Below are 18,535 nucleotides of genomic sequence, written 5' to 3' on the forward strand. Positions count from 1 at the left end.
ACAGCCTGTGGAAGGCCTCCCCCGGTCGGCCCGACCGCGGGGAGGCCCTGTCGCTTCAGCGCGTAGGCTCAGGACAGCGCGGCAAGGGCGCCGCCGGCAGGCACGTCACCACAGGTAAGGACTTGGTCATGGAGCTCGGCCTCATCGGTCTCGGCAAGATGGGCGGCAACATGCGCGAGCGGATCCGCCGCGCCGGCCACACCGTCATCGGCTACGACCGCAACCCGGACATCTCCGACGTCGAGAGCCTCCAGGAGCTCGTCACCAAGCTTCAGGGCCCGCGTGTGGTCTGGGTCATGGTCCCGGCCGGGGCCGCCACCCAGGCGACCGTCGACGAGCTCGCCGAGCTGCTCTCTCCCGGCGACGTGGTGGTCGACGGCGGCAACTCCCGCTGGACCGACGACATCAAGCACGCCGAGGCGCTGGCCGCCAAGGGCATCGGCTTCGTGGACTGCGGCGTCTCCGGCGGCGTCTGGGGCCTGGAGAACGGCTACGCGCTGATGTACGGCGGCGACGCCGAGCACGTCGCCAAGGTCCAGCCGGTCTTCGACGCGCTCAAGCCCGAGGGCGACTTCGGCTCCGTCCACGCGGGCGCGGTCGGTGCCGGCCACTTCGCGAAGATGGTCCACAACGGCATCGAGTACGCGATGATGCAGGCCTTCGCCGAGGGCTGGGAGCTGCTGGAGGCCGCCCCCGAGGTGACCGACGTGCGCGAGGTCTTCCGCAGCTGGCAGGAGGGCACCGTGATCCGCTCCTGGCTGCTCGACCTGGCCGTCCGCGCCCTGGACGACGACGAGCACCTGGCCAAGCTCAAGGGCTGGGCCGCCGACTCCGGCGAGGGCCGCTGGACCGTCGAGGCCGCGATCGACCACGCCGTGCCGCTGCCGGCGATCACCGCCTCGCTGTTCGCCCGGTTCGCCTCCCGCCAGGACGACTCGCCGCAGATGAAGATGATCGCCGCGCTGCGCAACCAGTTCGGCGGCCACGCGGTCGAGTCCAAGTAGTCCCACCGGTTTTCCACAGAAGGCGAGCGCAGTCCACAGCCATGCACGTCGCGCATCTGTCGCTCGCCGACTTCCGTTCCTACGCCCGGGCCGAGGTACCCCTCGACCCGGGCGTGACGGCCTTCGTCGGCCCCAACGGCCAGGGCAAGACCAACCTGGTGGAGGCGATCGGCTACATCGCCACCCTGGGCAGCCACCGGGTGGCCACCGACGCCCCGTTGATCCGGCTCGGCGCGGAGCGGGCGGTGATCCGCGCCTCGGTGCTGGCCGGCGCCCGCAGCACCCTGGTCGAGCTGGAGATCACCCCCGGCAAGGCCAACCGGGCCCGGATCAACCGCTCCGACAACGTCCGCCCGCGCGACGTGCTGGGCCTGCTGCGCACCGTGCTGTTCGCCCCCGAGGACCTCAGCCTGGTCAAGGGGGACCCGGGCGAGCGCCGGCGCTTCCTGGACGAGCTGCTGACCGCCCGGGCCCCCCGGCTGGCCGGGGTCCGGCAGGACTACGAGCGGGTGCTCAAGCAGCGCAACGCCCTGCTGAAGACCGCCGCGATGGCCCGCCGGGCCGGTGGCGGCAAGGGTGCCGACCTCTCCACCCTGGAGGTCTGGGACGGCCATCTGGCGCGCGCCGGAGCGGAGTTGACCGCCTTCCGGATCCAGCTGGTGGCTGCCCTGCAGCCGCTGGTGGCGGCCGCGTACGGGCAGCTCGCGCCGGCCGGCGGCGAGATCGGGCTGGAGTACCGGAGCTCCTTCGAGGGCGAGCTGCCGGGCAGCCGGGAGCAGGCCGAGGAACAGCTGCTGCGGGCCCTCCAGGCCGCCCGTAAGCAGGAGGTCGAGCGCGGGCTTACGCTGGTCGGGCCGCACCGCGACGAACTGGTGCTCAAGCTCGGCCCGCTGCCGGCCAAGGGCTACGCGAGCCACGGCGAGTCCTGGTCGTTCGCGCTGGCGTTGCGGCTGGCCTCGTACGAGCTGCTGCGCGCCGACGGCGGGGAGCCGGTGCTGATCCTGGACGACGTCTTCGCCGAGCTGGACGCCTCCCGCCGGGACCGGCTGGCCGAGTTGGTCGCCGGCGGCGAGCAGGTGCTGGTCACCGCGGCCGTCGCCGAGGACGTGCCGAAGGCGCTGGCCGGGGCCCGTTACACGGTGGCGGACGGCGCGGTGCGCCGGGTCGACGCCTGAGGTCCGGCCGCTCCCGTACGCTGGACGGCTCACCGGCGCGCGACCGCGACGGTTGTCCACAGGCTGGGGAAAGGAGATCGCCGTGAGCGAGCCGGCGGAGCACTTCCCGAAGCCCTCCGGCCCGGTGCCGGCCGGCGCCCGGCTGACCGGTGCCGACCTGGCCCGCTCGGCGCTGCGGGCGGCCCGGGCACAGGCCCGGGAGCGCGGCGAGCAGGTCCGGGAGAAGCGCGAGGCGAAGCGGCACGGGCTGCGCAGCGGAGCGCGCTCGGACGGCCGCGACCCGGTGCCGCTGGGCGCCGCGCTGAACCGGCTGCTGACCGAGCGCGGCTGGGAGTCCTCGGCGGCGGTCGGCGGGGTGATGGGCCGGTGGAGCCAGATCGTCGGCCCGGACATCGCGGCGCACTGTGAGCCCACCTCCTACGACGACGCGGCAGCGGTGCTCACCGTGCAGTGCGACTCCACCGCATGGGCAACTCAACTGCGCTGGCTGGCCAGGCAGTTGGTGGCCCGCCTGAACCACGAGCTGGGCCATGGCACGGTCAAGGTGATCAAGGTGCTGGGCCCCGCCGCCCCGGTACGCGGTTACGGACGGCTGCGCGCGCCGGGGAGCAAGGGGCCGGGCGACACCTGGGGCTGAGTCCGGCCGGCCGGGTCGCGAGCGGACCGGGATCCTCCGGAACCCCTGACGGCCCTTCCAGGCGGTCTGGGCCCCCGGGGCGAGTATCGGGACACGTGCAGAGGGGATTCAGGGCGGCGTATCTGCCCTCAGGGGCTGCCAAACGCCCATCTATGTCAGTCGTACCGGTAGACTGAAGGCCAAACACTGTTGCTAGTGGCAACCGAGTCGAAACGCCGTGGTCGCACGCCCGCCCACACGGGGTGGGGATGCGGCCCGTGCTGTGCCAGAGAGGGCGCTTCGTGGCCGATTCCGGCAACCCCAGCCAGACCCCAGACCAGACCGACCAGGCGACCGAGAGCACCTACACCGGTAGCAACATCCAGGTGCTGGAAGGCCTCGACGCCGTCCGCAAGCGCCCCGGCATGTACATCGGTTCGACCGGTGAGCGCGGGCTGCACCACCTGGTGCAGGAGGTCGTGGACAACTCCGTCGACGAGGCGATGGCCGGGTACGCCGACACCATCGACGTCACGCTCCTCGCCGACGGCGCGGTCCGGGTGGTCGACAACGGCCGCGGCATCCCGGTGGACATCGTCCCAGGTCAGGACAAGCCGGCCGTCGAGGTCGTGCTCACCGTCCTGCACGCCGGCGGCAAGTTCGGCGGCGGCGGCTACGCCGTCTCCGGCGGTCTGCACGGTGTCGGCGTCTCCGTGGTGAACGCGCTGTCCACCAGGCTCTCCGTGGAGATCCACAAGGACGGCAGCATCTGGACCCAGGACTACAAGATGGGTGCCCCGACCGGTCCGCTGGTCAAGGGCGAGCCGACCGACCGGACCGGCACCACGGTCACGTTCTGGGCCGACGGGGACATCTTCGAGACCACCGTCTACTCCTTCGAGACGCTCTCCCGGCGCTTCCAGGAGATGGCCTTCCTCAACAAGGGCCTGTCCATCTCGCTGATCGACGAGCGCCCCGAGCACGCGGACGAGGAGGGCAGGCCGCTCTCCGTCACGTACAAGTACGACGGCGGCATCGCCGACTTCGTCGCCCACCTCAACTCCCGCAAGGGCGAGGTCATCCACCCCTCGGTGATCGACTTCGAGGCGGAGGACAAGGACAAGGCGATCTCGGTGGAGATCGCGATGCAGTGGAACTCCTCCTACACCGAGGGGGTCTACAGCTTCGCCAACACCATCCACACGCACGGCGGCGGTACCCACGAGGAGGGCTTCCGCGCCGCGCTGACCGGCCTGGTCAACCGCTACGCGCGGGACAAGAAGCTGCTCCGCGAGAAGGACGACAACCTCTCCGGCGAGGACATCCGCGAGGGTCTGACCGCGATCATCTCGGTCAAGCTCGGCGAGCCGCAGTTCGAGGGCCAGACCAAGGACAAGCTCGGCAACACCGAGGCGAAGACCTTCGTCCAGCGGGTGGTCCACGAGCAGCTGAACGACTGGCTGGACCGCAACCCCAACGAGGCCGCGGACATCATCCGCAAGTCCATCCAGGCCGCCACCGCGCGCGTCGCCGCCCGCAAGGCCCGTGACCTGACCCGCCGCAAGGGCCTGCTGGAGAGCGCCTCGCTGCCGGGCAAGCTCAGCGACTGCCAGTCCAAGGACCCGGCCGAGTGCGAGATCTTCATCGTCGAGGGTGACTCCGCCGGCGGCTCGGCCAAGCAGGGCCGCGACCCGCGGATCCAGGCCATCCTCCCGATCCGCGGCAAGATCCTGAACGTCGAGAAGGCCCGGATCGACAAGGTGCTGCAGAACACCGAGGTCCAGGCGCTGATCTCGGCCTTCGGCTGCGGCATCCAGGAGGACTACGACGAGTCCAAGCTCCGCTATCACAAGATCGTCCTGATGGCGGACGCCGACGTCGACGGACAGCACATCCGCACCCTGCTGCTGACCCTGCTGTTCCGCTTCATGCGGCCGCTGGTCGAGTCCGGGTACGTGTACCTGGCGATGCCGCCGCTGTACAAGATCAAGTGGGGCAAGGACGACTTCGACTACGTCTACTCCGACCGCGAGCGGGACGCCACCATCGCGGCCGGCGTCGCGGCCGGCCGACGGCTGCCGAAGGACGACGCGATCCAGCGCTTCAAGGGTCTCGGCGAGATGAACGCCGAGGAGCTCCGGGTCACCACCATGGACCAGGCCCACCGGCTGCTCATGCAGGTCACCCTGGAGGACGCGGCCCGTGCCGACGACCTGTTCTCGGTCCTGATGGGCGAGGACGTCGAGGCCCGCCGCTCCTTCATCCAGCGCAACGCCAAGGACGTCCGCTTCCTGGACGTGTGACCGGGGCCCTCCCCGCCAGCACAGTCCAGTCACGCGTGAAAGGAAACTGACCACCAGTGGTCGACGACAACCGTCCCGACGGCGAGCAGCCGGACGCCAGCACCGCCACCGACACCTTCGTGTCCCGGGTCGAGCCGATCGAGCTCGAGACCGAGATGCAGCGCTCCTACCTCGACTACGCGATGAGCGTGATCGTCAGCCGGGCGCTCCCCGAGGTCCGCGACGGCCTCAAGCCGGTGCACCGGCGCGTGCTCTACGCGATGTACGACGGCGGGTACCGCCCCGAGAAGGGCTACTACAAGTGCGCCCGCGTCGTCGGCGACGTCATGGGCAACTACCACCCGCACGGCGACACCTCGATCTACGACACCGTGGTCCGGCTGGCCCAGCCGTGGTCGCTGCGGATGCCGCTGGTCGACGGCAACGGCAACTTCGGCTCCCCGGGCAACGACCCGGCCGCGGCCATGCGCTACACCGAGTGCAAGATGATGCCGCTGGCCATGGAGATGATGCGGGACATCGACGAGGAGACCGTCGACTTCGCCGCCAACTACGACGGCCGCTCGCAGGAGCCCACCGTCCTGCCCGCGCGCATCCCCAACCTGCTGATCAACGGTGCCACCGGCATCGCGGTCGGCATGGCCACCAACATCCCGCCGCACAACCTCCGCGAGGTCGCCTCCGGCGCGCTCTGGGCGCTGGAGCACCCGGACGCCTCCAACGAGGAGCTGCTGGAGGCCCTGATCGAGCGGATCAAGGGCCCGGACTTCCCGACCGGCGCCCTGATCGTCGGCCGCCGCGGGATCGAGGAGGCGTACCGCACCGGGCGCGGCTCGATCACCATGCGCGCCGTGGTCGAGGTCGAGGAGATCCAGGGCCGCCAGTGCCTGGTGATCACCGAGCTGCCGTACCAGGTCAACCCGGACAACCTCGCGCTGAAGATCGCCGACCTGGTCAAGGACGGCAAGGTCGCCGGCATCGCCGACGTCCGCGACGAGTCCTCCTCGCGCACCGGCCAGCGCCTGGTGATCGTGCTCAAGCGCGACGCCGTCGCCAAGGTCGTGCTGAACAACCTCTACAAGCACACCGACCTGCAGACCAACTTCGGCGCCAACATGCTGGCCCTGGTCGACGGCGTGCCGCGCACGCTCTCGCTGGACGCCTTCATCCGGCACTGGGTCAACCACCAGGTCGAGGTCATCGTCCGGCGCACCACCTTCCGGCTGCGCAAGGCCGAGGAGCGGGCGCACATCCTGCGCGCCCTGCTGCGCGCCCTGGACGTGATCGACGAGGTCATCGCGCTGATCCGGGCCTCGGAGAGTGCCGACGCCGCCCGCACCGGCCTGATGGGCCTGCTCTCCATCGACGAGCTCCAGGCCAACGCGATCCTCGAGATGCAGCTGCGCCGCCTGGCTGCCCTGGAGCGCCAGCGGATCACCGACGAGCACGACGAGCTGCAGCGCAAGATCGACGAGTACAACGCGATCCTGCGTTCGCCGGGCCGCCAGCGCGAGATCATCTCCGAGGAGCTCACCGCGATCGTCGAGAAGTACGGCGACGAGCGGCGCTCCACCCTGATCCCGTCCGACGGCGACCTCTCCATCGAGGACCTCATCGCCGAGGAGGACATCGTCGTCACCATCACCCGTGGTGGCTACGTCAAGCGGACCCGCTCCGACCTCTACCGCTCGCAGAAGCGCGGCGGCAAGGGCGTGCGCGGCGCCCAGCTGAAGCAGGACGACCTCGTCGACCACTTCTTCGTGACGACGACCCACAACTGGATCCTGTTCTTCACCAACAAGGGCCGGGTCTACCGCGCCAAGGGTTACGAGCTGCCGGACGCCGGGCGCGACGCCCGCGGCCAGCACGTGGCCAACCTGCTGGCCTTCCAGCCGGAGGAGCACATCACCCAGGTGATGGCGGTGCGCACCTACGAGGACAAGCCGTACCTGGTCCTCGCGACCCGGGCCGGTCTGGTGAAGAAGTCCCAGCTGAAGGACTACGACTCCCCGCGCTCCGGCGGCCTGATCGCGATCAACCTGCGCCAGGACGACCAGGGCCGGGACGACGAGCTGATCGGTGCCGAGCTGGTCTCCGCCGAGGACGACCTGCTGCTGGTCTCCAAGAAGGCCCAGTCGATCCGGTTCACCGCCACCGACGACGCGCTGCGGCCCACCGGCCGCGCGACCTCGGGCGTCAAGGGCATGTCCTTCCGCGAGGACGACGAACTGCTCTCGATGAACGTGGTGCGTCCAGGGACGTACGTCTTCACCGCCACCGACGGCGGTTACGCCAAGCGCACCGGGGTGGACGAGTACCGTGTCCAGGGACGCGGCGGCTACGGCACCAAGGCGGCGAAGATCGTCGAGGGCCGGGGCTCGCTGGTCGGCGCTCTGGTGGTGGACGACACCGACGAGATCATGGCGATCACCCTCTCGGGTGGGGTGATTCGTACAAGGGTTTCCGAGGTTCGTGAAACCGGACGTGACACCATGGGCGTCCAACTGATCAACCTCGGAAAGCGCGACGCGGTGGTGGGCATGGCCCGCAACGCGGAGGCCGAGGACGAGGAGGGCACGGAGGACGAGGCGGCGGGTACCGAGTCCGCCGAGTCCACCGGGTCGGCCGAGGGTATCGAGGGTGTGGAGACGGCGCCGGGCGGCGAGGACGCCCAGGCCTGATCCCGATCGCGTCGGCCGGTACCGCCGCGTCCGTACAGGGCGCGGCGGTACCGGCCGCCGACCAGTTCCGGGCAATCCCGCCGGGCGCTGGGGTGACGAGTGACGAAGCAGGCCGGCGCAGCCGTCCTGGCGGGAAGTGCGGGAGGACCAGGTGAGTGGAGCCACGGGTGCTGCGGGAGGAGCCACCGGCGGCCGTCCGGGCGCAGCACAGGGCGGCGGGGGGTACGGCGGGCCGCAGCCGCCGGCCGAGCACCCGGCCGCGTCCACCTCGCTGATGCCACCGGTCGGTGCGGCGGGTCAGGGCGGCGGGGGGACCTACGGCGGTCAGCCGACACCGCCGGCTTCGGGTGCGCCGGGGCAGGGCGGGTTTTCGCAGCCGACCACGTACGCCAAGGGGCAGCCGACGCCGCCCCGGGGGACCAGGGTGGGCAACACCCCGCCCGGCGGTACGCCCGTTCCCGGCGGGGCCGCCGCGCGTCGGCCGGCCGGCGCACCGGCCCCGGCCGGAGCGGGCCTGGGCCGGACCCGCAAGGCCCGGCTGAGGGTGACCAAGGCCGACCCCTGGTCGGTCATGAAGGTCAGTTTCCTGCTGTCGCTGGCGGTCGGGATCATCATCATCGTCGCGGCCGCGGTGCTGTGGATGACGCTGGACTCGCTCGGCGTCTTCGACTCGCTGACCAAGACCCTGAAGGACGTCACCGGCTCGGACACCACCGGCGGCCTCAACCTGATGGACTACGTCGGCTTCGGCAAGGTGATGACCTTCACCTCGCTGATCGCGGTGGTCGACGTGGTGCTGCTGACCGCGCTGTCCACGCTCTCCGCGTTCATCTACAACGCGGCGGCCGGCTTCACCGGCGGCATCGAGCTGACCCTGGCCGAGGAGGACTGATCCCGGCCACACCGGCCGGTTTCTGATCCCGGGTCAGATTTCCGTCCGCGGACGGAATGGGCGGGCCCCGCAGGCTGTTGCAGCCTGCGGGGCCCGCTGGCATTCGGGTGACAGCCGACTCCCGCGGCGTGCCGCCCGATTTGGGGCCGGGCGCGGTGGGATTAGCTGGGTGCGCCCGTTCCGGGCTCCGACTGCCGCAGGCCGCCCCCCGGTCCGACTGGCCGGGGCTGGTACGGCTGTGCAGGTACGGCTGGACGGAGGCGCGCGATGGCTCAGCTCGCAAGTCAACTGGTCGAGGCCCTGGAGGGGCTACTGGGGATCCCGGTGCCGCTGCGGGTGCAGGCGTGGGACGGCAGTGTCGCCGGGCCACCGGGGGCGCCCACCGTGGTGCTGCGCGGCCGCCGGGCGCTGCGCCGCCTGCTCTGGCAGCCGGGCGAACTGGGCCTGGCCCGCGCCTATGTCTCGGGGGACCTGGAGCTCGCCCCCGGCGCCGACCTCTACGAGGTGCTGGCGGCCGTGGCGCTCTTCGCCGAGCGGCCCGAGATCCGCCGGCTGCGGCTCGGCCCGGCCGATGTGCTCGGCCCCAAGGGCCGCCGGGTGCTCGCGGCCCTGCTGCGGGCCGGTGCGCTGGGCCCGCGGCCCGTCCCGCCGCCGGAGGAGGCCAGGGCCGTCCAGGGGCGGCTGCACAGCCGCAGCCGGGACCGCGCGGCCATCAGCCACCACTACGACGTCGGGAACGACTTCTACGCCCTCGTACTGGGCCCGTCGATGGTGTACTCCTGCGCGTACTGGGCGCCCGCCGCCAAGAGCCTGGAGGCGGCCCAGGAGGCCAAGCTCGACCTGATCTGCCGCAAGCTCGGCCTGCGGCCCGGGATGCGGCTGCTGGACGTCGGCTGCGGCTGGGGCTCGCTGCTGCTGCACGCGGCGGAGCACTACGGGGTCACCGCGGTCGGCGTCTCCATCTCGACCGAGCAGGTCGCGCTGGCCCGGCGGCGGATCGAGGAGGCCGGTCTCTCCGGGCGGGTCGAGGTCCGCCTCCAGGACTACCGGGAGATCCAGGACGGCCCCTTCGACGCGATCTCCAGCGTCGGCATGGCCGAGCACGTCGGCGCCGAGCAGTACCGCGTCTACGCCGAGGGCCTGCACGGGCTGCTGGTGCCCGGCGGCCGGCTGCTCAACCACCAGATCGCCCGCCGCCCCGACCACCCCGGTGAGCCGCACCGCACCAGCCCGTTCATCGACCGCTACGTCTTCCCCGACGGGGAGCTCTCCCCGGTCGGCAGCACGGTGGCCCGGCTGGAGGAGGCCGGTTTCGAGGTCCGCGACGTCGAGTCGCTGCGGGAGCACTACGGCCTGACCCTGCGCGAGTGGGTGGCCAACCTGGAGGCGCGCTGGACGGAGGCGGTCGGTCTGGCCGGTCGCGGCCGGGCCAGGGTCTGGCGGCTGTACATGGCGGCGTCCGCGCTGGCCTTCGAGCAGAACCGCATCGGGGTCAACCAGATCCTCGCCGTCCGTACCGGCCCCGAGGGCGAGGCCCGGTTCCCCGCCACCCGCGAGGAGTGGCTGCTGCGCCCGGCCGACACCCCCCACCTGCGGCCCTTCGCCACCGGTCCCGAACCCGCCGCCGCGACCCCCGCCGACCCGGATTTGGGAGATCGGCCATCGGTCCGCTAATCTTTCAGTGCGGCAAGGGCCTATAGCTCAGACGGTTAGAGCGCTTCCCTGATAAGGAAGAGGCCACAGGTTCAAGTCCTGTTAGGCCCACCGGCGCGAAGGGCCCGGAGTGATCTCACTCCGGGCCCTTCGACGTTTTCTTGGCCGCCGCCGGAACTGCGCGCCGTCCCCGGGTGTTGTCGGGGGTAGGGCGAGTGGAGGGATGGTGGCGGTATGGCGCTGTTCTGGGCGATGAGCATTCCGGGGCTGGTCTGTGCGCTGGTGGCCCTGGCCTTTCTCGATCAGCTGGCGCTGCGGGCGCGGAAGTCGCGCTGGGTGCCCTGGCGGGGGACGGGCCGGGAGGGGCAGGTCTCGGCGACGGGGTTCGAGCAGCTGCACGCGCAGTTCGCGGCCGGAAAGCAGCACGAGCTGGACGAGCGGCGGAGCACGCTGATGCTGCGCGACGAGGAGGGCGAGGGGGCGCCGCCCAGGACCAGGGTGGACCTGGCGGCCGGTACGGCGGTGGTGGTGCCGACGACGCGCCGGTAGCGGTTCGGGCGGCGGTCCCGGGGTGTCGTGGGCGGGCCGGCCGCAGGGCAGAAGGTGTGGCGTCAATCCTCCGGCCGGACCGGTTGGTTGGAGGCAGCGGCGGCTGGTCACGATTGGGACACCGGTGTGTATCATCGGCCGCAAGGGCAGTCCGGCACCCGACAGCCCGTTCGCACTCGAAACAACTCATGGACTCGTCGGCCCGGCCAATCCGGCCGGAGCACGGCTGTTGAGTCCGCAACGCAAGAAGGACGAGGTCCCGCGGTGAAGAAGCTTCTCCTGGTCGCCCTGGTCGCCCTCGGCGGCTTCTTTGTCTACCGTCAGGTCCAGGCGGACCGCGCCGAGCAGGACCTGTGGACCGAGGCCACCGACCCGGTCCCGGCCGGTCGCTGAGGCCCCGGACGATCTGACGATCGACGATCTTCGGAGGCGCCGGGCGGCGCCTCCCGGGTCGGGGGGGGCCGGGCCGGGGCCCCCCCCCCCCCCCGGCGCCCCCCCCCCCCCCCGGGCGGGGGGGGGGGGGCGGGCCGGGGGGGGGCGGGGGGGGCCGCCCCCCCCGCCCCCCCCCACTTCCGGACACCGTCCCGGCGGAAGGTGCGGGGAGAGGGCGTGGGATTCGCGCCAGGACCCGGTACGCTAGTGCCCGTCGGTACGAGTGGTGCCGTCGAGGGGCTTTAGCTCAGTTGGTAGAGCGCTGCCTTTGCAAGGCAGATGTCAGGAGTTCGAGTCTCCTAAGCTCCACAGTTCACAGATGTGGAAACAGCCGATCGGCCGCTGACCTGAATCCGGGTCAGCGGCCGATCGGCGTTCTCGCGCCCGTGCGGCCGGTCAGTGCGGCTTGCGCGGGTCGTGCGGCTTGGGGTGGTCGTCCTCCTCGCCGGGTGGCGGACCGGGCCTGGTGGCGTCGGTGGCCGCCTCGCTCCCGGTCTCCGGGTCCGATTCGTCCACCGGTGATCCGGCCGGAGCGCCGCCGCCCACGGCGTGGGCGCCGGTGTGCGGGGCCGTCGCGGCGGGGCCGCCCTCCCCGCTGGTCGTCGCGGACTGCCCGGCCGGCGGCTCGACCAGCCACTCGGGGTTGCTGCGGTGCCGCCACCACTGCCAGATCACGATGCCGCTGCCGATCGCGACGGCGCCGGCCACCGCCAGGCCGGTGGCCCAGGCGTTGCACTGCTTCTTCCTGAGGTTGCGGGCGGCGAGGTGGCTGATCTCGGCGGAAGTGACATTGCCCTGGAGCGCGGTCAGCGCGGCGGCGCCGCGGGTCTGGGCCTCCTGGGCGACCGGGGTGACGGCCGCGCGGGCCTCCTCGACCACCTGCACCACCTTGGGGCCGACGTTGCTCCTGGCCTGGTCGGCGGCGCGGGCCGCGGAGAGCCGGGCGGCCAGAGCGGCCTCCTGGGTGCGGTGCAGGGCCTTGAGGGCGTGCTGCTGGGCCTCGGGGGGCAGGCTGGCGAAGGCGTGACCGAACTGCGGGGCGACATGTCTGTCGTACTGGACGCGGACGCTGTGGGCGGCCTGGGCGGCCTTCGGGCCGAGTGCGTCCAGGGCGGGCCCCAGGCGTTGCTTCGCGTCGTCCGCCAGCTGTGCCGCGGTGTCCTTGGCGGTGGCGGCATAGGGCACGAGGGCGTCCCGGGTCTTGCCGGCCGTCTCACGGGCTGAGTCCAAACGGGTCACGAGTCTCTCCTCCTGGTGGCGTCCTTTATGCACATATCCACCTGAATGCTGATCATGCATGCTGATTTGTCCACCAGCACTCCGGAGTGGGCCGTACGCGGGGCGCGGGCGGCGCGGTGGCGGCGGTGGCGGCGCCGGGCGGGACGGGTGTGAACGGCCCGGGACGGGGTCACGATCGAGTCGACGGGGATCACCCCGTCGTTGATCCGGCCGCAGTACGCTGACGGTTCCGGTGGTACCCCGTTCGGCGGGTGGCGCCGGGTCCGCGCAGGAGAAGGGACGACCGCTGATGCTCCCGGACGAGCCAAGGCCGCCGGCCGATCCGACGCCGCGGCCCACGGGCGGGTCCGGGCTGCACCGGTGCTACCGGCACCCCGAGCAGGAGACCGGGATCGGCTGCGGCCGGTGCGGTCGGCCGATCTGCCCGCTGTGCATGGTGAGCGCCTCGGTGGGCTTCCACTGCCCGGAGTGCGTCAGCGGCGGCCACCGCGAGGTGCGGCGGGCGACCACCCGGTTCGGCGGGCAGCTGACCGCGGACGGCGCGCTGGTCACCAAGGTCCTGGTCGGGCTCAATCTGGCGGTCTTCGTGCTGGCCGCGTACGTGCTCAAGCCGTGGCTCGCCAATGACCTGTCGCTGTTCAGCGTCGGGCCGCAGATCACCGGCTTCCCGTCCGGCGTCGCGGCCGGGCCCGATCAGTGGTACCGGCTGCTGACCGCGACCTTCCTGCACACCGCGCCCTGGCACATCGCCACCAACATGGTGGTGCTCTGGGTGATGGGGCCGCCGCTGGAGATGGCGCTCGGCCGGCTCCGCTATCTCGGCCTGTACCTGGTCTCGGGCCTGGCCGGCAGCGCGTTCGCCTTCCTGGTGGCCGGTGGCTTCATGAACTCGCTGGGCGCCTCCGGCGCGGTCTACGGCCTGTTCGGCGCCACCGCGGTGATGTACCGCAGGACCAGGACGCCGCTCGCCCCGGTGATCGCGCTGCTGGTCTTCAATCTGATCGTCACCTTCTCGGTGCACTCGATCGACTGGCGGGCGCACATCGGCGGGCTGGTCGCGGGGACGCTGACCGCGATCGGGCTGATGTACGCCCCGCGCGAGCGCCGGACGGCCGTTCAGGGGCTCACGGTGGCGGTGATGGCGGGCGTGGTGCTGCTGCTGGTCCTGATCGGGACGGCCCGCTACGGCGGGTGACGCATCCGGACGTTTGTCCACAACGGGTGCGGGGTTGTGCACAGCCGGTGGGAGAAGTGCGCGGTGGACGGCTGTTCTACGCGTGTCCTGCTGTGTGGATTTGCTATTCGGGGGAGGGCGCGCAGGGGTGCGGAAGGCGCGCCGGGCGCGAGTTATCCACAGCCTGGGGGGACTTTTCCCCAGTGTGGATAACCATGTGGATAAGCCGGATAGCACGATAGTCGCGTTAGCGCGATTGTCGCGTCGGGGCAGGGCAGGGCACGGCGAGGGGCCGCCGACCGGGCCGGTCGGCGGAGTGCGGGCGCACCACCGAGCCGTCCCGGGACGTGACGTCCGGGACGGCGGGTGTGCTCGGGGCCGGAAGACGCTCAGGGGCGGGGCCCCGGCGTCACTTCCACTGGGTGGAGACGCCGAATCCCGCGGCGATGAAGCCGAAGCCCACCAGGATGTTCCAGTTCCGCCAGCTCTCCACCGGCCAGCTGCCGCTGGTCACGTAGTAGGTGACGATCCACACCAGGCCGACCAGGAACAGCGCCAGCATCAGGGGGGCGACCCAGCCGCGGCCCGAACTGATCTTCACCGTGGCCGTCGTCGGCGGGGTGTAGTCGGACTTCTTGCGGAGTCGAGACTTCGGCACGAGGAGCTCTCCTGTCGATGCGCTGTGAGACCGCGCAGGGGGTGCAGCGGAGGTGAGGCGGCTGGTGCTGACGGCTGTGCGGAATGCCATGGGGACCGGCCCCGCACATGCCACCGGCGTCCGTTAGCGTAGTGGCTCTGCGGGTCTGAAGGAGATAAGGGTACGGTGCCTAATTTGTCGATTCCCCCTCGGCCGGCCCGCACCCGGGCTTCCGGCACCCGAATTGTCGGCCGTGCCCTGACCTGCGCCGTCTTCGCGCTCGCCGGACTGCTCTTCTACATCAGCGCGCAGACCGCCCGCGGCACCGATCTGCGCACCGACAACTCCCTGCTGAGCCTCGGCGACGTGATACGCCAGCGGAGCTCGCAGAACCAGCAGGCCCAGGCCCAGCTCGCCGACCTCCAGGCCCGGTCCCAGCAGCTGACCCAGCAGCAGGGCCGCAGCCCGGCCGACGCCGCCCGGCTGGACACCCTGCACCAGGCCGCCGCGCTGGACCCGCTCCAGGGGCCCGGCCTGACCGTCACCCTCAACGACGCCCCGCCGAACGCGACCGCGCGCATCCCCGGGGTGCCCGCGCCCGGCGTCAACGACCTGGTCATCCACCAGCAGGACATCCAGGCGGTGGTCAACGCGCTCTGGCGGGGCGGCGCCGAAGGCGTCCAGGTGATGGACCAGCGGCTCGTCTCCACCAGCGCCGTCCGCTGCGTGGGCAACACCCTGCTGCTCCAGGGCCGGGTCTACTCGCCGCCGTACGTGGTCAAGGCGGTCGGGAAGACGGACGTGCTGCGGGCGGCGGTGGACGCGGACCCGGCGATCCGCAACTACCTGCAGTACGTCCAGGCGTACGGGCTGGGCTGGAAGGTCCAGGAGAGCGGCGACCTCACGGTGCCCGGCTACTCGGGCACCACCGACCTGCGCTCGGCGGGCGGTCAGTAGCGGCCGACCGGCCCGGCGTCCCCCGGATCCGGCACCGCCCGGTGGGCCGTCTCGGCGGGCCGCCCCCCGGGCTCAGATCACGGGTCTACTCTTGACCCCAGTCTGTTACGTCGAGGGAGCACCATGTACGGCTGGATCTGGCGTCACCTTCCGGGGAATTCCCTGGTCCGGGCCATCATCTCGCTGCTCCTCGTCCTGGGGGTGGTCTACCTCCTGTTCACGTACGTCTTCCCGTGGGCGGAACCGCTGCTGCCCTTCGGCGACGTCACAGTGGACGGCGGCGACGGCGCCGTCGGCTGATCCGGCGGCCCTGCTCTTCCTCCCAGCCCCCGCATCCCACGGAGATAGCGCGCGAATGACCTCCCAGCCGGCCTCCCCCCGCATCCTGGTTGTCGACAACTACGACAGCTTCGTCTTCAACCTGGTCCAGTACCTCTACCAGCTCGGCGCCACCTGCGAGGTGGTGCGCAACGACGAGGTGACGGTCGAGCACGCGGTGCGCCGCGACGGCGAGGCGGGCTTCGACGGGGTGCTGCTCTCGCCCGGCCCCGGCGCGCCGGAGGAGGCCGGGGTCTGCATCGAGATGGTGCACCACTGCGCCAGGATCGGGCTGCCGGTCTTCGGCGTCTGCCTCGGCCTGCAGTCGATCGCGGTGGCGTACGGCGCGGTGGTCGGCCGGGCGCCGGAGCTGCTGCACGGCAAGACCTCGCTGGTCGAGCACGAGGACGGCGGGGTGTTCGAGGGCCTGCCCTCGCCGCTCACCGCGACCCGGTACCACTCGCTGGCGGTCGAGCCGGCCACCGTGCCCGACGAGCTGGTGGTCACCGCCCGGACCGAGAGCGGCGTGATCATGGGCCTGCGCCACCGGGAGCTGCTGGTGGAGGGCGTGCAGTTCCACCCGGAGTCGGTGCTCACCGAGGGCGGCCACCGGATGCTCGCCAACTGGCTGGCCGAGTGCGGCGATCCGCGGGCGGTGGGTCGTTCGGCCGGGCTCGCCCCGGTGATCGGCCGGGGCTGAGCGGGATGACCGCGGTGCGTCCGGAGGGGCGTTACCAGTCGGGGGCGGACGGGCCCGGGGCCGGCGACCAGTACAGCCGCACCGATCCGTACGGTGCCCACCAGGGCGGGCCCGGCGACCGGACGTACCAGGAGCGGCAGCTCCGGCTCGGCGGCCACATCCCGGTCCAGCAGTCCCACCCCTCGCAGCAGTCCGGTCCGCCGCAGGGCGGGGCCGACGACGGCTGGGGCGTGTACGAGCAGGCCGAGCAGCCCGTTCCGGGCGGCCAGCCCGTTCCGGGCGGCCAGGGCGGTGCGGACGGCCAGGGCGGTGCGGACGGCCGGGACGGCGCAAGCCTGCCCGAGTACCCCTGGCTGGCCGACCAGACCCTCCAGCTGCGCCTTCCGCAGGCGCGCGAGGAGGAACCGCCCACCGGTGGCCGGGCCGAGCGCCGGCGTGCCGCCCAGGGCCGGATGTCGGTACGCGCGGGCGGCGGGCGCCGCCGGGCGGGCGGCCGGGCCGGCGGAGCGGCGCGGGTGCGGCCCAAGGAGTCGCCGGTCGTGGTGGCCGCCCGGCTGGTCGGTGAGCTGTGCATAACGCTCGGCGTGGTGATGCTGCTGTTCGTCTCGTACCAGCTCTGGTGGACCAATGTGCAGGCCGACGCGGCCGCCGACGGTGCCCGCAACCAGCTGGAGCAGCAGTTCGACGCCGCCCCGGCCCCCGGCGCGCCGGGGCAGCCGGCGCCGGACCCGGCCAAGCCGGAGGTGTTCGAGCCCGGCAAGGGCTTCGCGATCATCCACCTGCCCAAGCTCGGCCTGAAGTTCCCGATCGCGGAGGGCACCGCCAAGTCGTCGGTGCTCGACAAGGGCCTGGTGGGCCACTACTCCGGCACCGGGATGCCGGCCGACAAGGCCGGGAACTTCGCGCTGGCCGCGCACCGCAACACCCACGGTGAGCCGTTCCGGCACATCAACCAGCTCGGCAAGGGCGACAAGATCGTGGTGGAGACCGCGACCGCGTACTACACCTACGAGGTCACCGGCGGCATTCCGGAGACCCCGCCGTCGAACGTCAGTGTGATCAAGCCCGTCCCCAACGGCGCCGGATACAACCAGGCGGGCCGGTACATCACACTGACCACCTGCACGCCGGAGTTCAGTTCCAAGGCAAGGCTGATCGTCTTTGGCAAGATGATCGAGGAACGGCCGCGGAGCCAGGGCAAGCCGGCCGGCCTCACGGTCAACTAGCACCATGGCGGGCGGCCCGTCGCACGGCGCTCAGGCAGAGGGGGAGATCACGTGACCCAGGACGAGACGGCGGAGTGGGCGGAACCGGCGGCAGAGGCCTTTCCACCGCCCGCACCCGCCCGTCGGCGGCGGGGCCGCGCGCTGGCCGCGGTCGGTGTCTTCGGCGAACTGCTGATCACCCTGGGCCTGGTGCTCGGCCTGTTCGTCGTGTACTCGCTCTGGTGGACGGACGTGCTGGCGGACCGCTCCGCCTCCGAGGCCTCCGACAAGCTGCGCAGCGCCTGGGCGGCCGGGGCCGGTCCGGGCACCCCTCAGGCCGCCCCGGGAGCCCCCTCGGGGGCGCCCACAGGGCCCGGCACGGCCTACGCGGCGGGCGACGGGGTCGGCTTCCTGCACGTTCCCGCGATGGGCCGGAACTACCAGGTGCTGATCCGGATGGGTACCGACACCGACACCCTGGCCGAGGGCGTCGCCGGGGTGTACGAGCAGCCCTACCGCGCCGCGATGCCCTGGGACGAGACCGGGAACTTCGCGCTCGCCGCGCACCGGGACGGCCACGGCGCCAAGTTCCACGACCTGGACGCGGTCCACAAGGGCGACGCGATCGTGGTCGAGACCAAGGACAAGTGGTACGTCTACAAGGCGGACAGCACCCTGCCGGAGACGTCCAAGTACGACACCGGCATCGTCGCCCCCGTCCCCAAGGGCTCCGGCTACCAGGCTCCGGGCCGCTACATCACCCTGACGACCTGTACGCCGGTCTACACCTCGCGCTACCGGATGGCGGTCTGGGGCAGCCTGGTCCGGGTGGACGACATGGACGCCAAGCGCACCCCGCCGCCCGAGCTGCGTCACTCCTGACCGGTCGGCGCCGGCCGGTCAGGAGGGTCCGACCGACGGACGGGGGTCGCGGCGGGCCGCTGCCCGGCGTCGCGAGTGAGGCTGCCGGCAGGAACGCCCACGGGCCCGCCGAAGCCGT

General features: G+C 71.9%; 17 protein-coding genes and 2 tRNA genes. 17 read left to right on the forward strand and 2 right to left on the reverse strand.

Translation table 11 applies throughout. The annotated features are described in order from the left end of the window. The first annotated feature begins 128 nt into the window (after positions 1-128). The 11 genes from gnd (at position 129) to ACIP82_RS17345 (ending at position 11,614) form a co-directional block, all read left to right on the forward strand. The gene (gnd, locus tag ACIP82_RS17295; protein ID WP_363613059.1) at positions 129-1,004 is read left to right on the forward strand and encodes a phosphogluconate dehydrogenase (NAD(+)-dependent, decarboxylating); all 876 of its coding nucleotides are present in this window, start codon (positions 129-131) and stop codon (positions 1,002-1,004) included. Positions 1,005-1,045: 41 nt separating this feature from the next. Next, positions 1,046-2,179: a DNA replication/repair protein RecF gene (recF, locus tag ACIP82_RS17300; protein WP_363613061.1), complete on the forward strand. Its 1,134-nt coding sequence runs from the start codon at positions 1,046-1,048 to the stop codon at positions 2,177-2,179. Positions 2,180-2,303: 124 nt separating this feature from the next. Then, the gene (locus ACIP82_RS17305; protein WP_363613086.1) at positions 2,304-2,816 is read left to right on the forward strand and encodes a DciA family protein; all 513 of its coding nucleotides are present in this window, start codon (positions 2,304-2,306) and stop codon (positions 2,814-2,816) included. 257 nt (positions 2,817-3,073) lie between these two features. Then, entirely contained in the window at positions 3,074-5,098 is a 2,025-nt protein-coding gene (gene gyrB / locus ACIP82_RS17310; RefSeq protein ID WP_363613063.1) for a DNA topoisomerase (ATP-hydrolyzing) subunit B, read from the forward strand. Between the two features lie 56 nt (positions 5,099-5,154). Further along, a complete protein-coding gene (gene gyrA / locus ACIP82_RS17315) occupies positions 5,155-7,779 on the forward strand; it encodes a DNA gyrase subunit A (protein WP_400654097.1) in 2,625 nt (874 codons plus the stop codon). Between the two features lie 424 nt (positions 7,780-8,203). Then, positions 8,204-8,671 carry a DUF3566 domain-containing protein gene (locus ACIP82_RS17320; RefSeq protein ID WP_363613065.1) on the forward strand — a complete coding sequence of 156 codons (468 nt, stop codon included), beginning with the start codon at positions 8,204-8,206 and terminating at the stop codon, positions 8,669-8,671. Positions 8,672-8,938: 267 nt separating this feature from the next. Then, positions 8,939-10,345, forward strand: coding sequence for a class I SAM-dependent methyltransferase (locus tag ACIP82_RS17325; protein ID WP_400654099.1), 1,407 nt, complete (start codon positions 8,939-8,941; stop codon positions 10,343-10,345). A gap of 16 nt (positions 10,346-10,361) precedes the next feature. After that, a tRNA-Ile gene (locus tag ACIP82_RS17330) sits at positions 10,362-10,435 on the forward strand. 123 nt (positions 10,436-10,558) lie between these two features. After that, on the forward strand, positions 10,559-10,873 hold the full coding sequence (locus ACIP82_RS17335) for a DUF6191 domain-containing protein (RefSeq protein ID WP_363613069.1): 315 nt from the start codon (positions 10,559-10,561) through the stop codon (positions 10,871-10,873). Between the two features lie 264 nt (positions 10,874-11,137). Then, positions 11,138-11,266 (forward strand): DLW-39 family protein, encoded by a 129-nt coding sequence (locus ACIP82_RS17340; RefSeq protein ID WP_014137031.1) that lies wholly within the window; start codon positions 11,138-11,140, stop codon positions 11,264-11,266. 275 nt (positions 11,267-11,541) lie between these two features. Then, positions 11,542-11,614 (forward strand) — tRNA-Ala (locus ACIP82_RS17345). An 87-nt stretch (positions 11,615-11,701) separates the two neighbouring features. Here ACIP82_RS17345 and ACIP82_RS17350 read toward each other — a convergent pair. Beyond that, positions 11,702-12,544: a DUF5324 family protein gene (locus tag ACIP82_RS17350; protein ID WP_363613071.1), complete on the reverse strand. Its 843-nt coding sequence runs from the start codon at positions 12,542-12,544 to the stop codon at positions 11,702-11,704. Positions 12,545-12,833: 289 nt separating this feature from the next. Between ACIP82_RS17350 and ACIP82_RS17355 the strand changes: the two genes are divergently transcribed. Further along, complete coding sequence (locus tag ACIP82_RS17355; protein WP_363613073.1) at positions 12,834-13,739, forward strand: rhomboid family intramembrane serine protease; 906 nt, start codon at positions 12,834-12,836, stop codon at positions 13,737-13,739. 388 nt (positions 13,740-14,127) lie between these two features. Here the strand turns inward: ACIP82_RS17355 and crgA are convergent, their stop codons facing one another. Beyond that, positions 14,128-14,376, reverse strand: a complete 249-nt coding sequence (gene crgA / locus ACIP82_RS17360; RefSeq protein ID WP_350560558.1) for a cell division protein CrgA — start codon at positions 14,374-14,376, stop codon at positions 14,128-14,130. A 180-nt stretch (positions 14,377-14,556) separates the two neighbouring features. Here crgA and ACIP82_RS17365 point away from each other — a divergent pair, with 180 nt between their 5' ends. The 5 genes from ACIP82_RS17365 to ACIP82_RS17385 all read left to right on the forward strand — a co-directional run bounded on the left by ACIP82_RS17365 (position 14,557) and on the right by ACIP82_RS17385 (position 18,417). Next, a complete protein-coding gene (locus ACIP82_RS17365; RefSeq protein WP_363613090.1) occupies positions 14,557-15,312 on the forward strand; it encodes a DUF881 domain-containing protein in 756 nt (251 codons plus the stop codon). Between the two features lie 123 nt (positions 15,313-15,435). Beyond that, positions 15,436-15,612: a hypothetical protein gene (locus tag ACIP82_RS17370; protein ID WP_363613076.1), complete on the forward strand. Its 177-nt coding sequence runs from the start codon at positions 15,436-15,438 to the stop codon at positions 15,610-15,612. 55 nt (positions 15,613-15,667) lie between these two features. After that, positions 15,668-16,330, forward strand: a complete 663-nt coding sequence (locus tag ACIP82_RS17375; protein WP_363613078.1) for an aminodeoxychorismate/anthranilate synthase component II — start codon at positions 15,668-15,670, stop codon at positions 16,328-16,330. 5 nt (positions 16,331-16,335) lie between these two features. Continuing rightward, positions 16,336-17,556: a class E sortase gene (locus tag ACIP82_RS17380; protein ID WP_400654104.1), complete on the forward strand. Its 1,221-nt coding sequence runs from the start codon at positions 16,336-16,338 to the stop codon at positions 17,554-17,556. Between the two features lie 51 nt (positions 17,557-17,607). Further along, entirely contained in the window at positions 17,608-18,417 is an 810-nt protein-coding gene (locus tag ACIP82_RS17385; RefSeq protein ID WP_363613082.1) for a class E sortase, read from the forward strand. The last annotated feature ends 118 nt before the right edge of the window (positions 18,418-18,535 follow it).

The sequence above is a fragment of the Kitasatospora sp. NPDC088548 genome (genome assembly GCF_044753005.1).
In the GTDB taxonomy this organism is placed as follows: domain Bacteria; phylum Actinomycetota; class Actinomycetes; order Streptomycetales; family Streptomycetaceae; genus Kitasatospora.